Annotated in this window: 12 protein-coding genes; 7 read left to right on the plus strand and 5 right to left on the minus strand. The window is 64.3% G+C overall.

All coding sequences use genetic code 11. From position 1 onward, the window contains the following. Positions 1-41: 41 nt before the first annotated feature. From thiB to NKI16_RS19370, 4 genes are all read left to right on the plus strand, one after another. Complete coding sequence (gene thiB / locus NKI16_RS19355; RefSeq protein WP_352569609.1) at positions 42-1055, plus strand: thiamine ABC transporter substrate binding subunit; 1014 nt, start codon at positions 42-44, stop codon at positions 1053-1055. A 251-nt stretch (positions 1056-1306) separates the two neighbouring features. Beyond that, positions 1307-2926 carry a thiamine/thiamine pyrophosphate ABC transporter permease gene (gene thiP / locus NKI16_RS19360; RefSeq protein ID WP_352569610.1) on the plus strand — a complete coding sequence of 540 codons (1620 nt, stop codon included), beginning with the start codon at positions 1307-1309 and terminating at the stop codon, positions 2924-2926. Then, entirely contained in the window at positions 2923-3714 is a 792-nt protein-coding gene (gene thiQ, locus NKI16_RS19365; RefSeq protein WP_352569612.1) for a thiamine ABC transporter ATP-binding protein, read from the plus strand. The genes thiP and thiQ overlap by 4 nt, the downstream gene beginning before the upstream one ends. 254 nt (positions 3715-3968) lie before the next feature. Beyond that, positions 3969-5438 (plus strand): M48 family metalloprotease, encoded by a 1470-nt coding sequence (locus NKI16_RS19370; protein ID WP_352923604.1) that lies wholly within the window; start codon positions 3969-3971, stop codon positions 5436-5438. Between the two features lie 13 nt (positions 5439-5451). Here the strand turns inward: NKI16_RS19370 and NKI16_RS19375 are convergent, their stop codons facing one another. After that, complete coding sequence (locus NKI16_RS19375; protein ID WP_023680558.1) at positions 5452-6309, minus strand: RNA polymerase factor sigma-32; 858 nt, start codon at positions 6307-6309, stop codon at positions 5452-5454. 325 nt (positions 6310-6634) lie between these two features. Here NKI16_RS19375 and NKI16_RS19380 point away from each other — a divergent pair, with 325 nt between their 5' ends. The 3 genes from NKI16_RS19380 to NKI16_RS19390 all read left to right on the plus strand — a co-directional run bounded on the left by NKI16_RS19380 (position 6635) and on the right by NKI16_RS19390 (position 8978). Further along, a complete protein-coding gene (locus tag NKI16_RS19380; protein ID WP_023721021.1) occupies positions 6635-7408 on the plus strand; it encodes an amino acid ABC transporter substrate-binding protein in 774 nt (257 codons plus the stop codon). A 122-nt stretch (positions 7409-7530) separates the two neighbouring features. Further along, complete coding sequence (locus NKI16_RS19385) at positions 7531-8211, plus strand: ABC transporter permease subunit (RefSeq protein WP_023680556.1); 681 nt, start codon at positions 7531-7533, stop codon at positions 8209-8211. Next, positions 8208-8978 carry an amino acid ABC transporter ATP-binding protein gene (locus tag NKI16_RS19390; RefSeq protein ID WP_352621501.1) on the plus strand — a complete coding sequence of 257 codons (771 nt, stop codon included), beginning with the start codon at positions 8208-8210 and terminating at the stop codon, positions 8976-8978. Before NKI16_RS19385 ends, NKI16_RS19390 begins: the two co-directional genes overlap by 4 nt. A gap of 79 nt (positions 8979-9057) precedes the next feature. On the opposite strand, the gene NKI16_RS19395 is transcribed toward NKI16_RS19390, so the two are convergent. The 4 genes from NKI16_RS19395 to NKI16_RS19410 form a co-directional block, all read right to left on the minus strand. Next, positions 9058-9639 carry a CarD family transcriptional regulator gene (locus NKI16_RS19395; protein WP_006327799.1) on the minus strand — a complete coding sequence of 194 codons (582 nt, stop codon included), beginning with the start codon at positions 9637-9639 and terminating at the stop codon, positions 9058-9060. Between the two features lie 368 nt (positions 9640-10007). Then, the gene (gene fdxA, locus NKI16_RS19400; protein ID WP_023680554.1) at positions 10008-10346 is read right to left on the minus strand and encodes a ferredoxin FdxA; all 339 of its coding nucleotides are present in this window, start codon (positions 10344-10346) and stop codon (positions 10008-10010) included. Positions 10347-10494: 148 nt separating this feature from the next. After that, the gene (locus tag NKI16_RS19405; RefSeq protein WP_023680553.1) at positions 10495-10881 is read right to left on the minus strand and encodes an RNA-binding S4 domain-containing protein; all 387 of its coding nucleotides are present in this window, start codon (positions 10879-10881) and stop codon (positions 10495-10497) included. 12 nt (positions 10882-10893) lie between these two features. Continuing rightward, positions 10894-14301 (minus strand): helicase-related protein, encoded by a 3408-nt coding sequence (locus tag NKI16_RS19410; RefSeq protein ID WP_352621504.1) that lies wholly within the window; start codon positions 14299-14301, stop codon positions 10894-10896. Positions 14302-14748: the final 447 nt, after the last annotated feature.

Consider the following 14748-nt stretch of genomic DNA (forward strand, 5'->3'; position numbering starts at 1 on the left):
CGACGCCTCAATTCCTTTCAACGCGAACGAAGGAGGCGCCGATGCGCAGTTTTTTCCACTCTCTTGTCTCAATTGTCCTGCTTGCGGCATCCGCGCTCGCCTTGCCAGGGCAGGCATCGGCACAGGATAGACTGACGGTCTATACCTATGAAAGCTTCACCGCCGATTGGGGTCCGGGACCGGCGGTGAAGAAGGCCTTCGAGGCCGAATGCAGTTGCGTCGTCGAATTCGTCTCGGTCGCCGACGGCGTGGCGCTGCTCAATCGTGTGAAGCTGGAAGGCGCCGCGACCAAGGCCGATATCGTACTTGGCCTCGATACCAACGTAACCGCCGACGCCAAGGCAACCGGCCTGTTTTCGCCGCACGGCGCCGTGTCGGGCGTCAGTGTGCCGGGCGGCTGGAGCGACGATATTTTCGTGCCGTTCGACTATGGCTATTTCGCCGTCGTCTACGATACCGAAAAACTGAAGAGCCCGCCGAAGAGCCTCAGGGAATTGGTCGAGGGCGATGCCGGAGAGAAGATCGTCATCCAGGATCCGCGCACCTCGACGCCGGGCCTTGGCCTGCTGCTGTGGGTCAAGTCGGTCTACGGCGACAAGGCGCCGGAAGCCTGGGCCAAACTCAAGGCGAAGGTGCTGACGGTAACGCCGGGCTGGAGCGAGGCCTACGGCCTGTTCACCAAGGGCGAGGCGCCGATGGTGCTGTCCTACACCACCTCGCCGGCCTACCACATGGTCGCCGAAAACACCGAGCGCTACCAGGCGGCGTCCTTCGAGGAGGGCGAATATCTGCAGATCGAGGTTGCGGGGATCACCACCAAGGGTGCGAAGAACCCGCTGGCAGAAAAGTTCATTGCCTTCATGACCGGACCGAAGTTCCAGGATGTCATTCCCGAAACCAACTGGATGTTCCCGGCCGGCAAAACCGACAAGCCGCTCAACCCGGCGTTCGATAAGCTGGTCAAGCCGACCAAGACCTTGCTGTTCAGCCCGGAAGACGTCGCCGCAAATCGCAAGGCCTGGGTCGACGAGTGGCTGGCGGTGATGAGCAAGTAGGGCTCAAGCCTCGTCGGATGTTTGCGCCAAGCCACCCCCCTCTGGCCTGCCGGCCATCTCCCCCTCAAGGGGGGAGATCGGCAGCTTTGTCGCCTCTCCTCATCCTGCCACTTGTGAGATTGGCGAAGGCGGCTGAGTGCGCAATCTCCCCCCTTGAGGGGGAGATGGCCGGCAGGCCAGAGAGGGGTGGGCTCGGCCATTGTCAGGTATTTCCTTCGATCAACACCTGTCGTAGTGTCGGGTAGCGCGACATGCGTACGCGTCATCCGGCCGATCCCCGCGTCACTGCCGGCATCGTCGCGCTCGCCGCCATCGCGCTGCTGATCGGCGGTGCATTCGCCGGGCTCGTCGTCGAAGCCACACGCGACCTGTCCGGCGCCGCCTCCGCTTTCGATTCCTATCTCTTGCGCGTCGTCCGTTTCACGCTCTGGCAGGCTCTGCTGTCGACCCTGCTCTCCGTTGCACCGGCGCTGTTCGTCGCGCGTGCCCTGTCGCGGCATCCACGTTTTTTCGGGCGAGGCTTCATCCTCCAGCTTTTCGCCGTGCCGCTGGCGCTGCCGGCCATTGTTGCCGCACTCGGTGTCTTGGCGCTCTATGGCCGCGCCGGCTATTTTGCCGGCACGCTGGGCGCGCTAGGCGGCCAGAGCTGGCCCGGCATCTATGGCCTGTCGGGCATACTCGTCGCCCATGTCTTCTTCAACCTGCCGCTGGCGACGCGGCTGTTCCTGGAGGCGTTGCAGACCGTGCCGGCCGACCAATGGCGGCTGGCGAGCCAGCTTGGCATGGGCGCTGCGCCGGCCTTCCGGCTGATCGAATGGCCGCCGCTGCGTGCGGCCTTGCCCGGCGTTGCAGGGCTCGTTTTCATGCTGTGCATCACCTCCTTCACCATCGTGCTTACGCTCGGCGGCGGACCCAGCGCGACGACGCTCGAGGTTGCCATCTACCAGGCGCTGCGTTTCGACTTCGACCCGGCGCGGGCTGTGACGCTGACCCTGCTGCAGATTGCCCTGACCTTCGTCGTCGTGCTGGCCTTGACGCGGCTCGGCGCCAATATGGTAGGGGATGCCAATCTGCCGGTGGCGCCGCGCCGGTATTTTTCAGCCGGTGCGGCCGAGACCGTGCTGAACGCATTGGCGATCGGGCTGGCACTGCTGTTTGTCGCCGGGCCGATGGCGGCCACGTTGGCAGCCGGGCTTGGCGCCGATCTCGGCCGCCTGGCCGGCGAGAGCGCGGTGCGGCAAGCGACGGCGACCAGTGCCGTGCTCTCCCTCCTATCGGCGCTGCTCTCTGTGGCGTTGTCGCTGTCGCTGGTCATGGCGCGCCGGGCGCTGGCGCTCACCCGGCGGACAGGCCGGCGGACACTGCTCGAACATCTGGCCGACACCGGTGCGGGGTTCGTCCTGGTGGTGCCGCCCATCGTCATCGGCGCCGGCTGGTTCCTGCTCTTGCGCACCGTCAGCGATGTCTTTGCGATCGCCCCTGTCATGGTCGTTGCGGTCAATGCGGTGATGGCGATGCCGTTCGCCATCCGCGCCATCCGCCCTGCCTATGACGCGTCGAGCGAACGCCACGAACGGCTCTGCGCACAGCTTGGTATCTCGGGCTGGAACCGGTTGCGGCTGGTCGACTGGCCGTCGCTGCGGCGGCCGCTCGCCACCGGCTTCGCTTTCGCCATGGCGCTGTCGCTTGGCGATCTCGGCGTCATTGCGCTGTTCGGCAGCGATTCCGTGCAGACCTTGCCCTATCTGCTGCTGGCGCGCATGGGCAGTTACCGCACTGAGGATGCCGCCGGCCTGGCGCTGCTGCTCGGCCTTGTCTGCCTGGCGCTGGTGTTGGCCGCGGACTGGCTGGGAAGGGGCGAGAAATCATGATGCCGACCAGCCCGGAACGGTCCATTTCGGTGGAAAAAGGCGCGGCCGTACGACTCGATAATGTCTCGTTCAGCTATGGTGAAACGCCGCTTATATTCGATGTCGATTTCCCGGCGTCGGAAATCACCGCCATTATGGGGCCGAGCGGTTCGGGAAAGTCGACGCTGCTCAATCTGGTGGCCGGCTTCGAGACGCCGCGGTCGGGCCGCGTGCTGATCGGCGGCGCCGACGTCAGCACTGCGCCGCCATCAGCGCGGCCGGTATCGATGGTGTTCCAGGAAAACAACCTGTTTGCCCATCTTTCCCTCGAGCAGAATGTCGGGCTCGGCCGCTCGCCTTCGCTCAGGCTGAGCGAGGCTGACCGCGCCGCAATCGCCGCAGCGCTGAAGCGCGTCGGCCTTGCCGGCAAGGAAAGCCGGCTGCCGCGCGAACTCTCGGGCGGCGAGCGGCAGCGCGTCGCGCTCGCCCGCGTCCTGGTGCGCGACCGGCCGGTGCTGTTGCTCGACGAGCCGTTCGCTTCGCTCGGACCGGCACTGCGCGACGACATGCTCGACCTGGTGGCCGACGTCCATTCGGAGCAGCGCATGACGGTGCTATTCGTCACGCACCAGCCGGACGATGCGCGCCGTATCGGCCAAAACATGGTTTTCCTGGATGGTGGCACGGTTGCCGCGACGGGCACCGCGGCCGATTTTTTCGTCGGGGCTGGACCGGAGGCATTCCGACGCTATATCGGCTCGGGTCCCTTTGCGGCTGGATCACGAGATGTTGCCCGGAAGCGGACATAATTTATGGTCAAACCGGCGGAAGGCGAAGCGGCGCTTGCTTGCCATGGTCGAGGTAGTGTGGCTAGGTCCGCCAGGAGCTGGTCCGGCCTAGACCGTGATTTGCCCTTGCTGCCTCGTATCTGTCGGACGCACGAAGGACGCCGTAGCACTTGATTTTGCGCGTGATGCTTTCCGGAAATCGCGCCCGATTTTCGCGGTCACGTGCCAGGACTTGAAAGGACGCCGATCTGCCGACCGGCATCGACAATCGGAGGGTGAAACCGCTGGCGCGCTTTCTGGCGCTGGCCGGTCTTGCCGTGGCGCTGGCAAGCTGCCAGATGTTCCCGCCTCCCGACGTGCAGGAATCGGGCTTCCAGCCCTCCGACAAGCCGATCACGGTCGACAATGTCGCCGCCAACGGCAAGCTCGCTCAACTGGCGAAGGCGCAGCACCCGCGCATCCTCGCCACCTATGGCGGCGAGTATTCCGACCCCAAGCTCGAGCGCATGGTGGCCAAGATCGTCGGCAGACTGACCGTGGTGTCGGCCAACCCAACCCAGACCTACCGCATCACCATCCTCAACTCGCCCAACGTCAATGCCTTCGCGCTGCCGGGCGGCTATCTCTACATCACCCGCGGGCTGCTGGCGCTGGCCAACGATTCCGCCGAGCTTGCCGCCGTCATCGCGCATGAGATGGGCCACGTTACGGCCAACCACGGCCTGCAGCGCCAGCAGCTGGAAGCCGAGGAGGGGTTGGCGACCAAGGTCGTTTCGGATGTGCTCGGCGACAACCCGACGGCCAAGGCGGCGCTGATCCGCGGCAAGCTGAGGCTGGCCCAGTTCTCGCGCAATCAGGAGCTGGAGGCCGACGCCATCGGCATCAAGTCGATCGGCGAAGCCGGTTTCGATCCCTACGCCGCCGGCCGCTTCCTGCAGTCGATGTCGGCCTATACCGATTTCCGCTCGATCAGCGGCGCCACCGACGCCAGCCTCGACTTCCTGGCGACGCACCCCAACACGCCGCAGCGTATCGACCTCGCGCAGCGCCACGCCCGCCAGTTCGGCGCGCCCGGTGTCGGGTCGCGCGACCGCGATTCATTTCTTGCCGGCGTAGACGGGCTACTTTACGGCGACACGCCGGAGGAAGGCTATGTGCGCGGCGAAACCTTCCTGCACCCTGGCCTCGGCGTGTCGTTCTCGGTGCCCAACGGCTTCGTCATCGACAATTCGGCGGCGGCGGTGACGGCGACCGGCCCGGGCGACATGGCGATCCGCTTCGACGGCGTTTCGATCGACAAGAACCGCTCGCTGACCGACTACATCCGCAGCGGCTGGGTTGCCGGCCTCGACGACAGCAGCGTGCGCCAGGAGACGATCAACGGCAACGAAGCGGCAACCGCGCATGCCGGCGCCGACGGCTGGCAATTCGACATTGCGGTGATCCGCGCCGGCGGCCAGGTCTACCGCTTGCTGACCGCGGCACCGTCGGCCAGCACCTCGCTGAGCACGGTGGCGCGCTCGGTCAGCGGCTCGTTCCGCATCCTGAGTGCTGCCGAGAAGGCGGCGTTGAAGCCACTGCGTATCCGCATCGTCACGGTGCAGCCCGGCCAGACAATGGGCTCCCTGGCCGCACAGATGGTCGGCGTCGACCGCAAGCTGGATTTGTTCAGGGTGCTCAACGCGCTGTCGCCGGGTGCCGCGGTTTCGGCCGGCGACAAGGTCAAGATCGTCACCGACAAATAGCAGCCGACGCAATTCAGGCTGCGAGAAATTCCGGGTTCTGCTTTACCAGCGCCGCCTTGAGCTTTTCCATGGCGCGCGCCTCGATCTGGCGGACACGTTCCTTGGAGATGCCGAGCGTCTCGCCGAGCGCTTCGAGCGTCGCGCCCTCGTCGCTCAGCCGGCGCTCCTCGATAATCCTGAGCTCGCGCGCATTGAGAGCGCCGAGTGCCGTCTTCAGCCACACCGAGCGGCGTTCGACGTCGATCGTATCGCCGACGACCTCATCGGGCAGCGGGTCATCCGAAACCAGGAACTCCATCCGCTCGGTTGCGCCCGCATCGTCGGCTAGCGGCGTGTTGAGCGAGCTGTCCGGCGCCGAAAGGCGGGAATCCATCATCGCCACATCGGCCTCCGATACCCCGAGAGCCGCCGACACTTCGCGGTAGAGCGTGGCATTCGACATCTGCTCGGCGCCGTTTGCCAGGCGGGCGCGCAGACGCCGCAGGTTGAAGAACAGCGCCTTTTGCGCCGAGCTAGTGCCGCCGCGCACGATCGACCAGTTGCGCAGGATATAGTCCTGCATCGAGGCGCGAATCCACCAAGTCGCGTAGGTCGAGAACCGGACCTCGCGCTCGGGCTCGAAACGGGCCGCTGCCTCCAGCAGCCCGACATGGCCTTCCTGGATCAGGTCGCCCAGCGGAAGGCCGTAGTGGCGAAACCGCGACGCCATGGAAATGACCAACCGCATATGCGCGACGGTGATGCGGTGCAGCGCGTGCTGGTCATTGTTTTCCTTCCAGCGCAGCGCCAGGAGATGCTCTTCGTCACGTTCCAGATAAGGGGCTTTCATCGCCGCGCGAACCATGGTCCGTCCTGCACTGTCTTCCATCATGCCGCGCTCCTGCTCCAGGCGTTGCGGTGCGATCGAATCGTGAGTTGGCGCCGATGGTTGAAATGGCGGCGCCGCGCCCTACAACAGCGAAGAACGTGCCATGCGGGGGAATGTTCCCCCGGACTGTCATGTCGATTGCGCTGTTCCAGGCGATTCGCCACCGGCCTTGACTCAGCCGGATGGCGCCCGGAGATGCTGGTTGAGAATTGGATTTCAAGGGCGCGAGATTTTTGAAATTTAGTTTCTTATTCTGGCATCGCGCATCTGTCATTTTCCGGCACTCGCAATGACGCCGGACATCGGCCGAGGACGGGATCACAGAAAAATGAAATGGCTCAAATCGCTCATCATCGCCGGAACGCTGCAGGTTCTGGCCATCGCCGCCGGTCACGCCGGCGCCAATCTCGACCAGATCAAGCAGTCCGGCGTCTTCAAGGTCGGCACGGAAGGAACCTATGCGCCCTTCACCTATCATGATGCTTCCGGCGCGCTGGTTGGCTTCGACGTCGAGATCGCGCGGGCCATCGCCGAGCGCCTCGGCGTCAAAGCCCAGTTCCTCGAAGGCAAATGGGACGGGCTGATCGCCGGTCTCGATGCCAACCGCTACGATGCCGTCATCAACGAGGTCGGCATCACCGAGGCGCGCAAGGCCAAATATGATTTCTCCGATCCTTACATCGCCTCCAAGGCGGTGCTGATCGTGCGCGGCGACAACACCGACATCAAGGGTTTCGCCGATCTCAAGGGCAAGAAGGCGGCGCAGTCGTTGACCTCGAATTTCGGCAAGCTGGCTGAAACCAACGGCGCCGAGCTCGTCGGCACCGACGGCTTCGACCAGTCGATCCAGCTGCTTCTTACCGGCCGCGCCGACGCCACCATCAACGACAGCCTGTCCTTCCTCGACTTCAAGAAGCACAAGCCCGACGCCAATGTGAAGATTGCCGCGCAGGAAGAAAACGCCGACTATTCCGGCGTCATCGTACGCAAGGGCGATCCGGAACTGGTGGCCGCCATCAATAAGGCGCTGGCCGACATCAAGGCCGACGGCACCTACCAGAAAATCGCCGACACCTATTTCGGCCAGGACGTTTCGAAGTAAAACGGCTTTCTCGTGTGGGCCGAACGCCGGCCCGCGTCGTTCATATCGCGGCGAGCTGTCTTTTGACGGCCCGCCGCTTTCGCGTGATATGAGCGACGGCAATCTGGCAAGGAGGAGCCTTCGTGCCGCACTGGCTGCAATTGATGCTGGAATCCCTGCCTACGCTGCTGTGGGCTGCACTGATCTTCACCGTGCCGTTGACGCTGCTGTCGTTTGCATTCGGTCTTGTCCTAGGCCTGGTTGTGGCGCTTGTCCGGCTGTTCGGTCCCAAACCGCTGGTCGCCGTGGTCCGCTTCTACGTCTGGATCTTCCGCGGCACGCCGCTTCTCGTGCAACTGTTCCTTATCTTCTACGGCCTGCCATCGGTCGGCATCCTGCTCGACGCCTTTCCGGCAGCACTGATCGGCTTCACCTTGAACATCGGTGCTTATTCGTCGGAAATCATCCGCGCCGTCATCGGTTCGGTGCCCAAGGGCCAGTGGGAAGCGGCCTATTCGATCGGCATGACCTGGGCCCAGGCAATGCGGCGCACCATTCTTCCACAGGCGGGGCGCGTCGCCGTGCCGCCGCTGTCCAACACCTTCATCTCGCTGGTCAAGGACACTTCGCTCGCCGCCGCCATCACCGTGCCGGAGATGTTCCAGGCAGCGCAGCGCATCGTCGCCACCACCTATGAGCCGCTGATCCTCTATGTCGAGGCAGCGGCCCTCTATCTGGCCATGAGCTCCGTGCTGTCGGCCTTGCAGGCGCGGCTGGAAACGCGGCTCAACCGTTATGGCGGCTTCCTGGAGGCGCGCGCATGATCGGCCTCACCAACATCGAAAAGCGTTTCGGCGACAATTTGGTGCTGAAGGGCGTGACCGTCACCATCGAGGAAGGCAGCGTCACGGCGCTTGTCGGGCCGTCGGGCGGAGGGAAGAGCACGCTTTTGCGCTGCATCAACCTGCTCGAGCTGCCGACTTCAGGCACGGTACGGATCGGCGACGATGCACTCGAATTCCACCCCGGCGGCAGGGTCTCGACCAGGGATATCCAGCGACTGCGGCTGCAGACCGGCATGGTGTTCCAGAATTTCCAGTTGTTTCCGCATCGCACTGCGATCGAGAACATCATGGAGGGGCTGGTGACGGTGCTGAAATGGCCCGAGGAGAGGGCGCGCGAACGGGCGCTGGCCCTGCTCGAAAAGGTCGGCATGGCGCACAAGGCCGATGCCTGGCCGGCGACGCTGTCAGGTGGCCAGCAGCAGCGCGTGGCGATTGGCCGGGCTCTGGCGCCTTCGCCGAAAGTCCTGCTCTGCGACGAGCCGACCTCTGCACTCGATCCGGAACTGGCGCAGGAGGTGGTCGACGTGCTCGGCAAGCTCGCCAGCGAGGGCACGACCATGGTGATGGCGACGCATGATCTGCGGCTCGCCTCCAAGATCGCGCGGGAAGTGGTGTTCCTCGATGCCGGCAACATCGTCGAGCAAGGCCCGGCCGCGGTGCTGTTCAGCAACCCGGAACGCCAGCGGACCAAGCGGTTCATTGCCACGCTGAAGCACGAGGCGGAAAGGGAGGGCGGCGAAGGTTAGATATGCCCGTCGCCGGTCAGCTAAGACAAAAAAAACCCGGCGCAAGGCCGGGTTTTTCTGAATTCGAAAGCAAAAAAGCTCAGGCGGCTTCTTCCTGCTCGGCTTCCTCGTTGTCGGCCTTGGCGCCGCGCTTCGGGCCCTTGTTGAGGTTCACCTCGATGAGGCGCACCGCTTCGGTCTCCGACATGCGGTTGACGGCCGCGATCTCGCGGGCCATGCGATCGAGCGCCGCCTCGTAGAGCTGGCGCTCGGAATAGGACTGCTCCGGCTGGTTATCGGCGCGGTAAAGGTCGCGCACCACTTCCGAGATCGAGATCAGATCGCCGGAGTTGATCTTGGCATCATATTCCTGGGCGCGGCGTGACCACATGGTGCGCTTGACGCGGGCGCGGCCCTGCACGACCTTCAGCGCGCGCTCGACATAATCCTCTTCCGACAGCTTGCGCATGCCGATCGAGGTCGCCTTGGCGACCGGCACCTTGAGGCGCATCTTGTCCTTCTGGAAGTCGATGACGAACAGCTCCAGCTTGTGGCCCGCGACTTCCTGCTCATCGATCGAGACGATCTGGCCGACACCATGCGCCGGATAGACGATGTACTCGCCGGTCTTGAAACCGTGGCGCGCTGCGGTGGACTTCTTCTGCGGGGTGATCGTTGCCATTACGCCCTGAACTCCTTGTTGTGGTACCGGCATCGTGCCGGCCCGAACTCGTGCGACCGGGGTGACCGGTCCTTAGCCACACAACGATGAACTCACCGGAAAGGCCAGGACCGGCAAATCGCAACATTGCGACCGCCTGCCCCAGATCGCTCTGGTCCGGATTGAGAAATTCACCTTTCAGTGATTTGGGGCGTTTGCGCCATAAATCGACGTTGTGTCACCGGCATGTTTGGTTGATATAACACAAAAAGTCGGAAGAATCAAGGTTTTGCTGCACGCGCGAAGGCCACGCGCCGTCGCCGCCTGTCAAGGCAGTTAATGTATCACGTCTGTTACGCGGCGTCAGGCCGCCGCAGCCGGCAGGCTCGTCAGTCGCCTTCGCCGGGCTCGGCGGAGAAATATTTCTCGAACTTGCCAGTTTCGCCATCGAAATTTTTAGCGTCGGCCGGCGGCTCCTTCTTGGCGGTGATGTTGGGCCATTTGTCGGCATATTCGGTGTTGATCTGCAGCCATTTGTCGAGGCCCGACTCGGTGTCGGGCTTGATCGCGTCGGCCGGGCATTCCGGTTCACAGACGCCGCAATCGATGCACTCGTCCGGGTGGATGACGAGCATGTTCTCACCTTCGTAGAAGCAGTCGACCGGACAGACCTCGATGCAGTCCATGTATTTGCATTTTATGCAATTGTCGGTCACGACATAGGTCATTGGTCGGCTCCGGGACGTCCCATTTTATTGGGCTTTTTTGGTGAGGTAACGCCTTTGTCCGCTGGTGGCAAGGGCGGCCCCTGCCAGCGGTGCCGCGGTTTCCGGAATGAAATTCCGGAAGGCCGGCAAAGCGGGCGTTCGACCTTGCTCAATCGTCGCCGAGCAGGTGGTCGGTCTGGCGGCGTTCCTTCTTCGTCGGGCGACCGCTGCCGGCCTCGCGCAACGGCGGCACCGCATCCGGAAGCGCCTCGCCCTTGGGCGCGGGGGGCGGCGACATGTCCTCGTAGAGCAGGCGGGCCTCTTCGGCCGGGCCACGCCGTACGCCGGTGCCAAGGACTTTCCAGACGAAGATCCGCCGCTCCAGCGTGATGGTCAAAACGTCGCCCGGCCGGACCGTATCGGAGGCCTGCGCTGCTTTGTCGCGATTGATGCGGACGCGTCCGGCGACGACCAGCTTGGCTGCCAGCGTGCGCGATTTTACCGCGCGCGAGAAGAACAGCCACTTGTCGATGCGCTGGCGGGCATCAGTGACCATTGGACGAGCAGCCTACTTCTTCAGCTGGTCGCGCAACGCGGCGAGCTTGGCGAAGGGCGAGTCCGGATCGAAGCGGACCGGGCGTTCCTCACGCGGCTTTGGCTGGAAGGCGGGCTTTGCGCCTTGGGCGCCGCCTTTGCCGTCCTGTCGGCCAGCCTTCCAGTCGGGCCGGTTTTCGCGCCGGTCCGGGCGTTCACCTTGCGGCTTGCCGGCGCGCTGTTCTGCCGCCTCGCCTTGCGGCCTGGGCTTGAACTTGCTGCGATCGAAGCGCGGCTTGCCGGCGCCGTCGCGCTGGTCGTGGCGCCCCTGACGGGCGGGCCGGTCGCCCGGCGCCGGTTGCCCGCCGGCATCTGCCGGCGCATCGCTGCGGCTGTCCGGCCCAGCTTGACCATTGCGCGCGCGATTGTCCCGATGATTGTCCCGGGGGCGGTTGTCATGCTGGCGATGACGCGGGCGCTGGTCGAAACGACCCTGCCGCCATAACAGGACAGGTTTTGGCTCCTCCGCTTCTGGAGCAGCTTCGCCGGAGACGGCTTCCGCCGTCGCTGCAGGTTCGGCCGGCGATGCTTCCGTAGTGTCGGAAACCGGCGGTTCTGCCGATGCCGCAGCCTCAGTTTCCGCCCCAAGTTCCGCCCTTGGCTCGGCCGCTGGTTCCGCAGGCGCTTCAGCAGTCGCCTCCGCGGCGGGCCGGGTCTCTTGCGTGACTTCTGCCGCAGCTTCAGGGGCTGGAGCTTCCGCGACAGGCTCTGCCGTCGCTTCGGTCACAGCTTCGGCCGCCGCCTCCGCAACAGGAGCCGCATCCGACACAGGTTCCGAAGCCTCCGCCGGCGGCTCTGCCGCGGCAGATGCTTCCGCCATCCTCGCCTGCTCGACTCGCGCAGCCTCTTCCGCCGCCTGCTTTGCAGCGGCAGCTTCACGCGCGGCATTGTCCTGTGCTTCGAGCCGCGCCTTGACCTCGGCCGCCGGTTTGGCATCGGCGCGATAGCCGAGACCCTTCAGGATCTCTTCCATGTCGTCGGCGGTGGCGCCGAGGATCGACATCATCGGCGGCGTCACCATGAAGGACTGACCGTCATAGGCGCCGTCGGGGCGAGGGCCGAGGCCCGGCTTCCAGTTGGTCGCCGGCCGGATCAGGTCGGCCAGCCGTTCGAGAATATCGACGCGTACAGCACGCCGGCCAAGATTGCGGTAGCCGGCAAGCTTGTAGAAGGTCTTGTCGAAGGTCGGATCGATGACCACCGAGGTGCGGCCGGAGGCCAGTGCGTGAACGACATCGCCGAAGCCGGGCTTGTCCTTGCCGTCGTTCCTCAGCGCCCACAGCAGCGTTATCAGCCCGGCCGGCGCCGGCTTGATCAGCGCCGGGACGAAGACATGGTAGGCGCCGAAGCGCACGCCGAGACGGCGAAGCGCCGCGCGGCCTTCCTGGTCGAGGGATTTCATCTCGTCGGCGATGTCGCGACGGTTGATGAGGCCGAAATGCTCGACGAGCTGGAAAGCAATGCCGCGGCCGATACCGGTGATCTGCTCGGCATTCTTGAGATCGACCAGCGGCTTCAGCAGGGATTCGATCTGGAAATTGACGAAGCGCTCGGCGCGCGCCGCAACCTTGTCGCGTGCCGGGCCGGTGAGTTGCTCGTCGGCGAGCAGAACGAGACGCGGCTTCAAAGCGTCTTCGCCGGCAACCAACGTGCCGATCGGGGCGCCGATCCAGCGCAGCGTGCCATCCGAACCCAGCGCAATGTCGCCATTGGCAGAGGCGCCGAAACGCTCGGCCCGCGCTTCGAACTCGGCGGCAAGCGCCTTCTGCGCCGCCGCCCGCACCGCCTTGGCATCCTCGCCGCCGGCGCTCTGGTCGGCGGTGAAGCGGAAACCCTGCAACTCGCCGACGTGATGGCCTTCGACGAGGACGGTTCCGGTTGGGCTGATTTCGGCTTCAGGCATCGTGTTTTCTCTAAGGCGCCGCATGAGGACGGAAGTCCTGCGGTCTACAAAACGTTTCGTCAACCGCTCATGCAGCGCATCCGACAATCTGTCTTCGATTTCGCGCGTCTTTTCCTGCCAGTGTGCCCGATCGGCCAGCCAGCCGGGCCGGTTGGAAACGAAGGTCCATGTGCGGATCTGGGCAATCCTGTGCGACAGCGTGTCGATGTCGCCTTCGGTTGTGTCGGCACGGCGCACCTGCTCGGCCATGTAGTTCTCGTCGACATGGCCATGCCTGGCAAGGTCCATGTAGATGGAGGCGATCAAGTCGGCATGCTGGGCCGGCGCGATCTTCCTGTAGTCGGGCAGCGCGCAGGCTTCCCAAAGCAGCGCCACGCGCCTGGCATCGGTGGTGAGTGCCCGGACGTCGTCGTCGCGCGACAGATGCTCGAGCGCCTGCGCGTCTACTGCCGGCAGTGCGCGAGTCAGGCCTTCTACCGGGGCGTTGGTCTCGATCGAGCGCTTCAGCGCATCGAGGCTGGCGAAATCGAAATGCGCGGTACGCCACTGCAGCACTTTCACCGGATCGAAATCATGCGCCTCGATCTTGTTGACCAGTTCATCATCCAGCGGATCGACCTGGCCGGTGACGCCGAAGGTGCCGTCGCGCAGATGCCGGCCGGCGCGGCCGGCAATCTGGCCGAGCTCGGCCGCCGTCAGGTTGCGGTACTGGTAGCCGTCGAATTTGCGATTCTGGGCGAAGGCGACGTGGTCGAGGTCGAGGTTGAGGCCCATGCCGATGGCGTCGGTGGCGACGAGGTAGTCGACGTCGCCCGACTGGAACAGCGCCACCTGGGCGTTGCGGGTGCGCGGGCTGAGTGCGCCGAGCACGACGGCGGCACCGCCCTGCTGACGGCGGATCAGCTCGGCAATGGCGTAGACCTCGTCGGCCGAGAAGGCGACGATCGCGGTGCGCCGCGGCAGGCGGGTCAGCTTCTTCGAGCCGGCATAGGCAAGATGCGACAGGCGTGGTCGGGTCACCACCGACACGCCCCGCAGCAGGCGCTGCAGGATGCCGTGCATGGTGGCCGCGCCCAGCAGCAGCGTCTCCTGCCGGCCGCGCAGATGCAGGATGCGATCGGTGAAGATGTGGCCGCGTTCGAGATCGCCGGCGAGCTGGACCTCGTCGATGGCAACGAAGGCGGCGTCGGTCTCGCGCGGCATCGCTTCCACGGTGCAGACCGAGTATTTCGCGCCAGCCGGCTGGATCTTTTCCTCGCCGGTGATGAGCGCAACCTTATGGGCGCCGACCTTCTCGCAGACGCGCGCATAGACCTCGCGGGCAAGCAGCCTGAGCGGCAGGCCGATGACGCCGCTTTCGTGCGCCACCATGCGTTCGATGGCGAGGTGGGTCTTGCCGGTGTTGGTCGGGCCGAGCACGGCCGTCACGTCTCGACCCGACAGGATCAGCGGTTCAGTGTGTTTCGGATAGATGTTCATCGGCCTGGAAATAAGGCTCTCTGCCTCGCATTGTCGGGAGCGCGCCCATATTGGCCGCGTATGACAGGCGACACATAGGGATTTCGGGCACGAAGCGAAAGCGGAATATGCCGAGGGCAGGCCGATTGGTTCGTTCGAGCCTCAAATCTGTTCCCGATTAACAGTTGGAACGAGTCTGGAACGAATCAGCGACGAATCACTGACTCGCGCTGATTCAGGGTTTGTTCACGGCTACATCTGGGTTTTCTTTCGGCGAATCTCACCACATGCTGAATCACGGAAACTGGCCCGATTTATGCAAGCGGCATCCAAGCGAGCATTGCGGTTAACCTTTGCCGGTGAATGGTCGTGGCCGGCCAATCTGCTTCGCACAACGTTATGAAATTATTGATGTTTCCTAACGCGCTTTAATCATTTCGAGGGTGTTTTCAGCTCTCGCCGTTAACG

This window comes from Mesorhizobium sp. M0698 (assembly GCF_040320455.1).
Classification (GTDB): Bacteria; Pseudomonadota; Alphaproteobacteria; order Rhizobiales; family Rhizobiaceae; genus Mesorhizobium.

What these genes read in the sequence shown, in the direction of transcription:
- NKI16_RS19410 (WP_352621504.1), bottom strand. Translation starts at nt 14,301, where the DNA reads ATGAACATCTATCCGAAACACACTGAACCGCTGATCCTGTCGGGTCGA.
- NKI16_RS19375 (WP_023680558.1), bottom strand. Translation starts at nt 6,309, where the DNA reads ATGATGGAAGACAGTGCAGGACGGACCATGGTTCGCGCGGCGATGAAA.
- fdxA (WP_023680554.1), bottom strand. Translation starts at nt 10,346, where the DNA reads ATGACCTATGTCGTGACCGACAATTGCATAAAATGCAAATACATGGAC.
- NKI16_RS19395 (WP_006327799.1), bottom strand. Translation starts at nt 9,639, where the DNA reads ATGGCAACGATCACCCCGCAGAAGAAGTCCACCGCAGCGCGCCACGGT.
- thiP (WP_352569610.1), top strand. Translation starts at nt 1,307, where the DNA reads ATGCGTACGCGTCATCCGGCCGATCCCCGCGTCACTGCCGGCATCGTC.
- NKI16_RS19380 (WP_023721021.1), top strand. Translation starts at nt 6,635, where the DNA reads ATGAAATGGCTCAAATCGCTCATCATCGCCGGAACGCTGCAGGTTCTG.
- thiB (WP_352569609.1), top strand. Translation starts at nt 42, where the DNA reads ATGCGCAGTTTTTTCCACTCTCTTGTCTCAATTGTCCTGCTTGCGGCA.
- thiQ (WP_352569612.1), top strand. Translation starts at nt 2,923, where the DNA reads ATGATGCCGACCAGCCCGGAACGGTCCATTTCGGTGGAAAAAGGCGCG.
- NKI16_RS19405 (WP_023680553.1), bottom strand. Translation starts at nt 10,881, where the DNA reads ATGGTCACTGATGCCCGCCAGCGCATCGACAAGTGGCTGTTCTTCTCG.
- NKI16_RS19390 (WP_352621501.1), top strand. Translation starts at nt 8,208, where the DNA reads ATGATCGGCCTCACCAACATCGAAAAGCGTTTCGGCGACAATTTGGTG.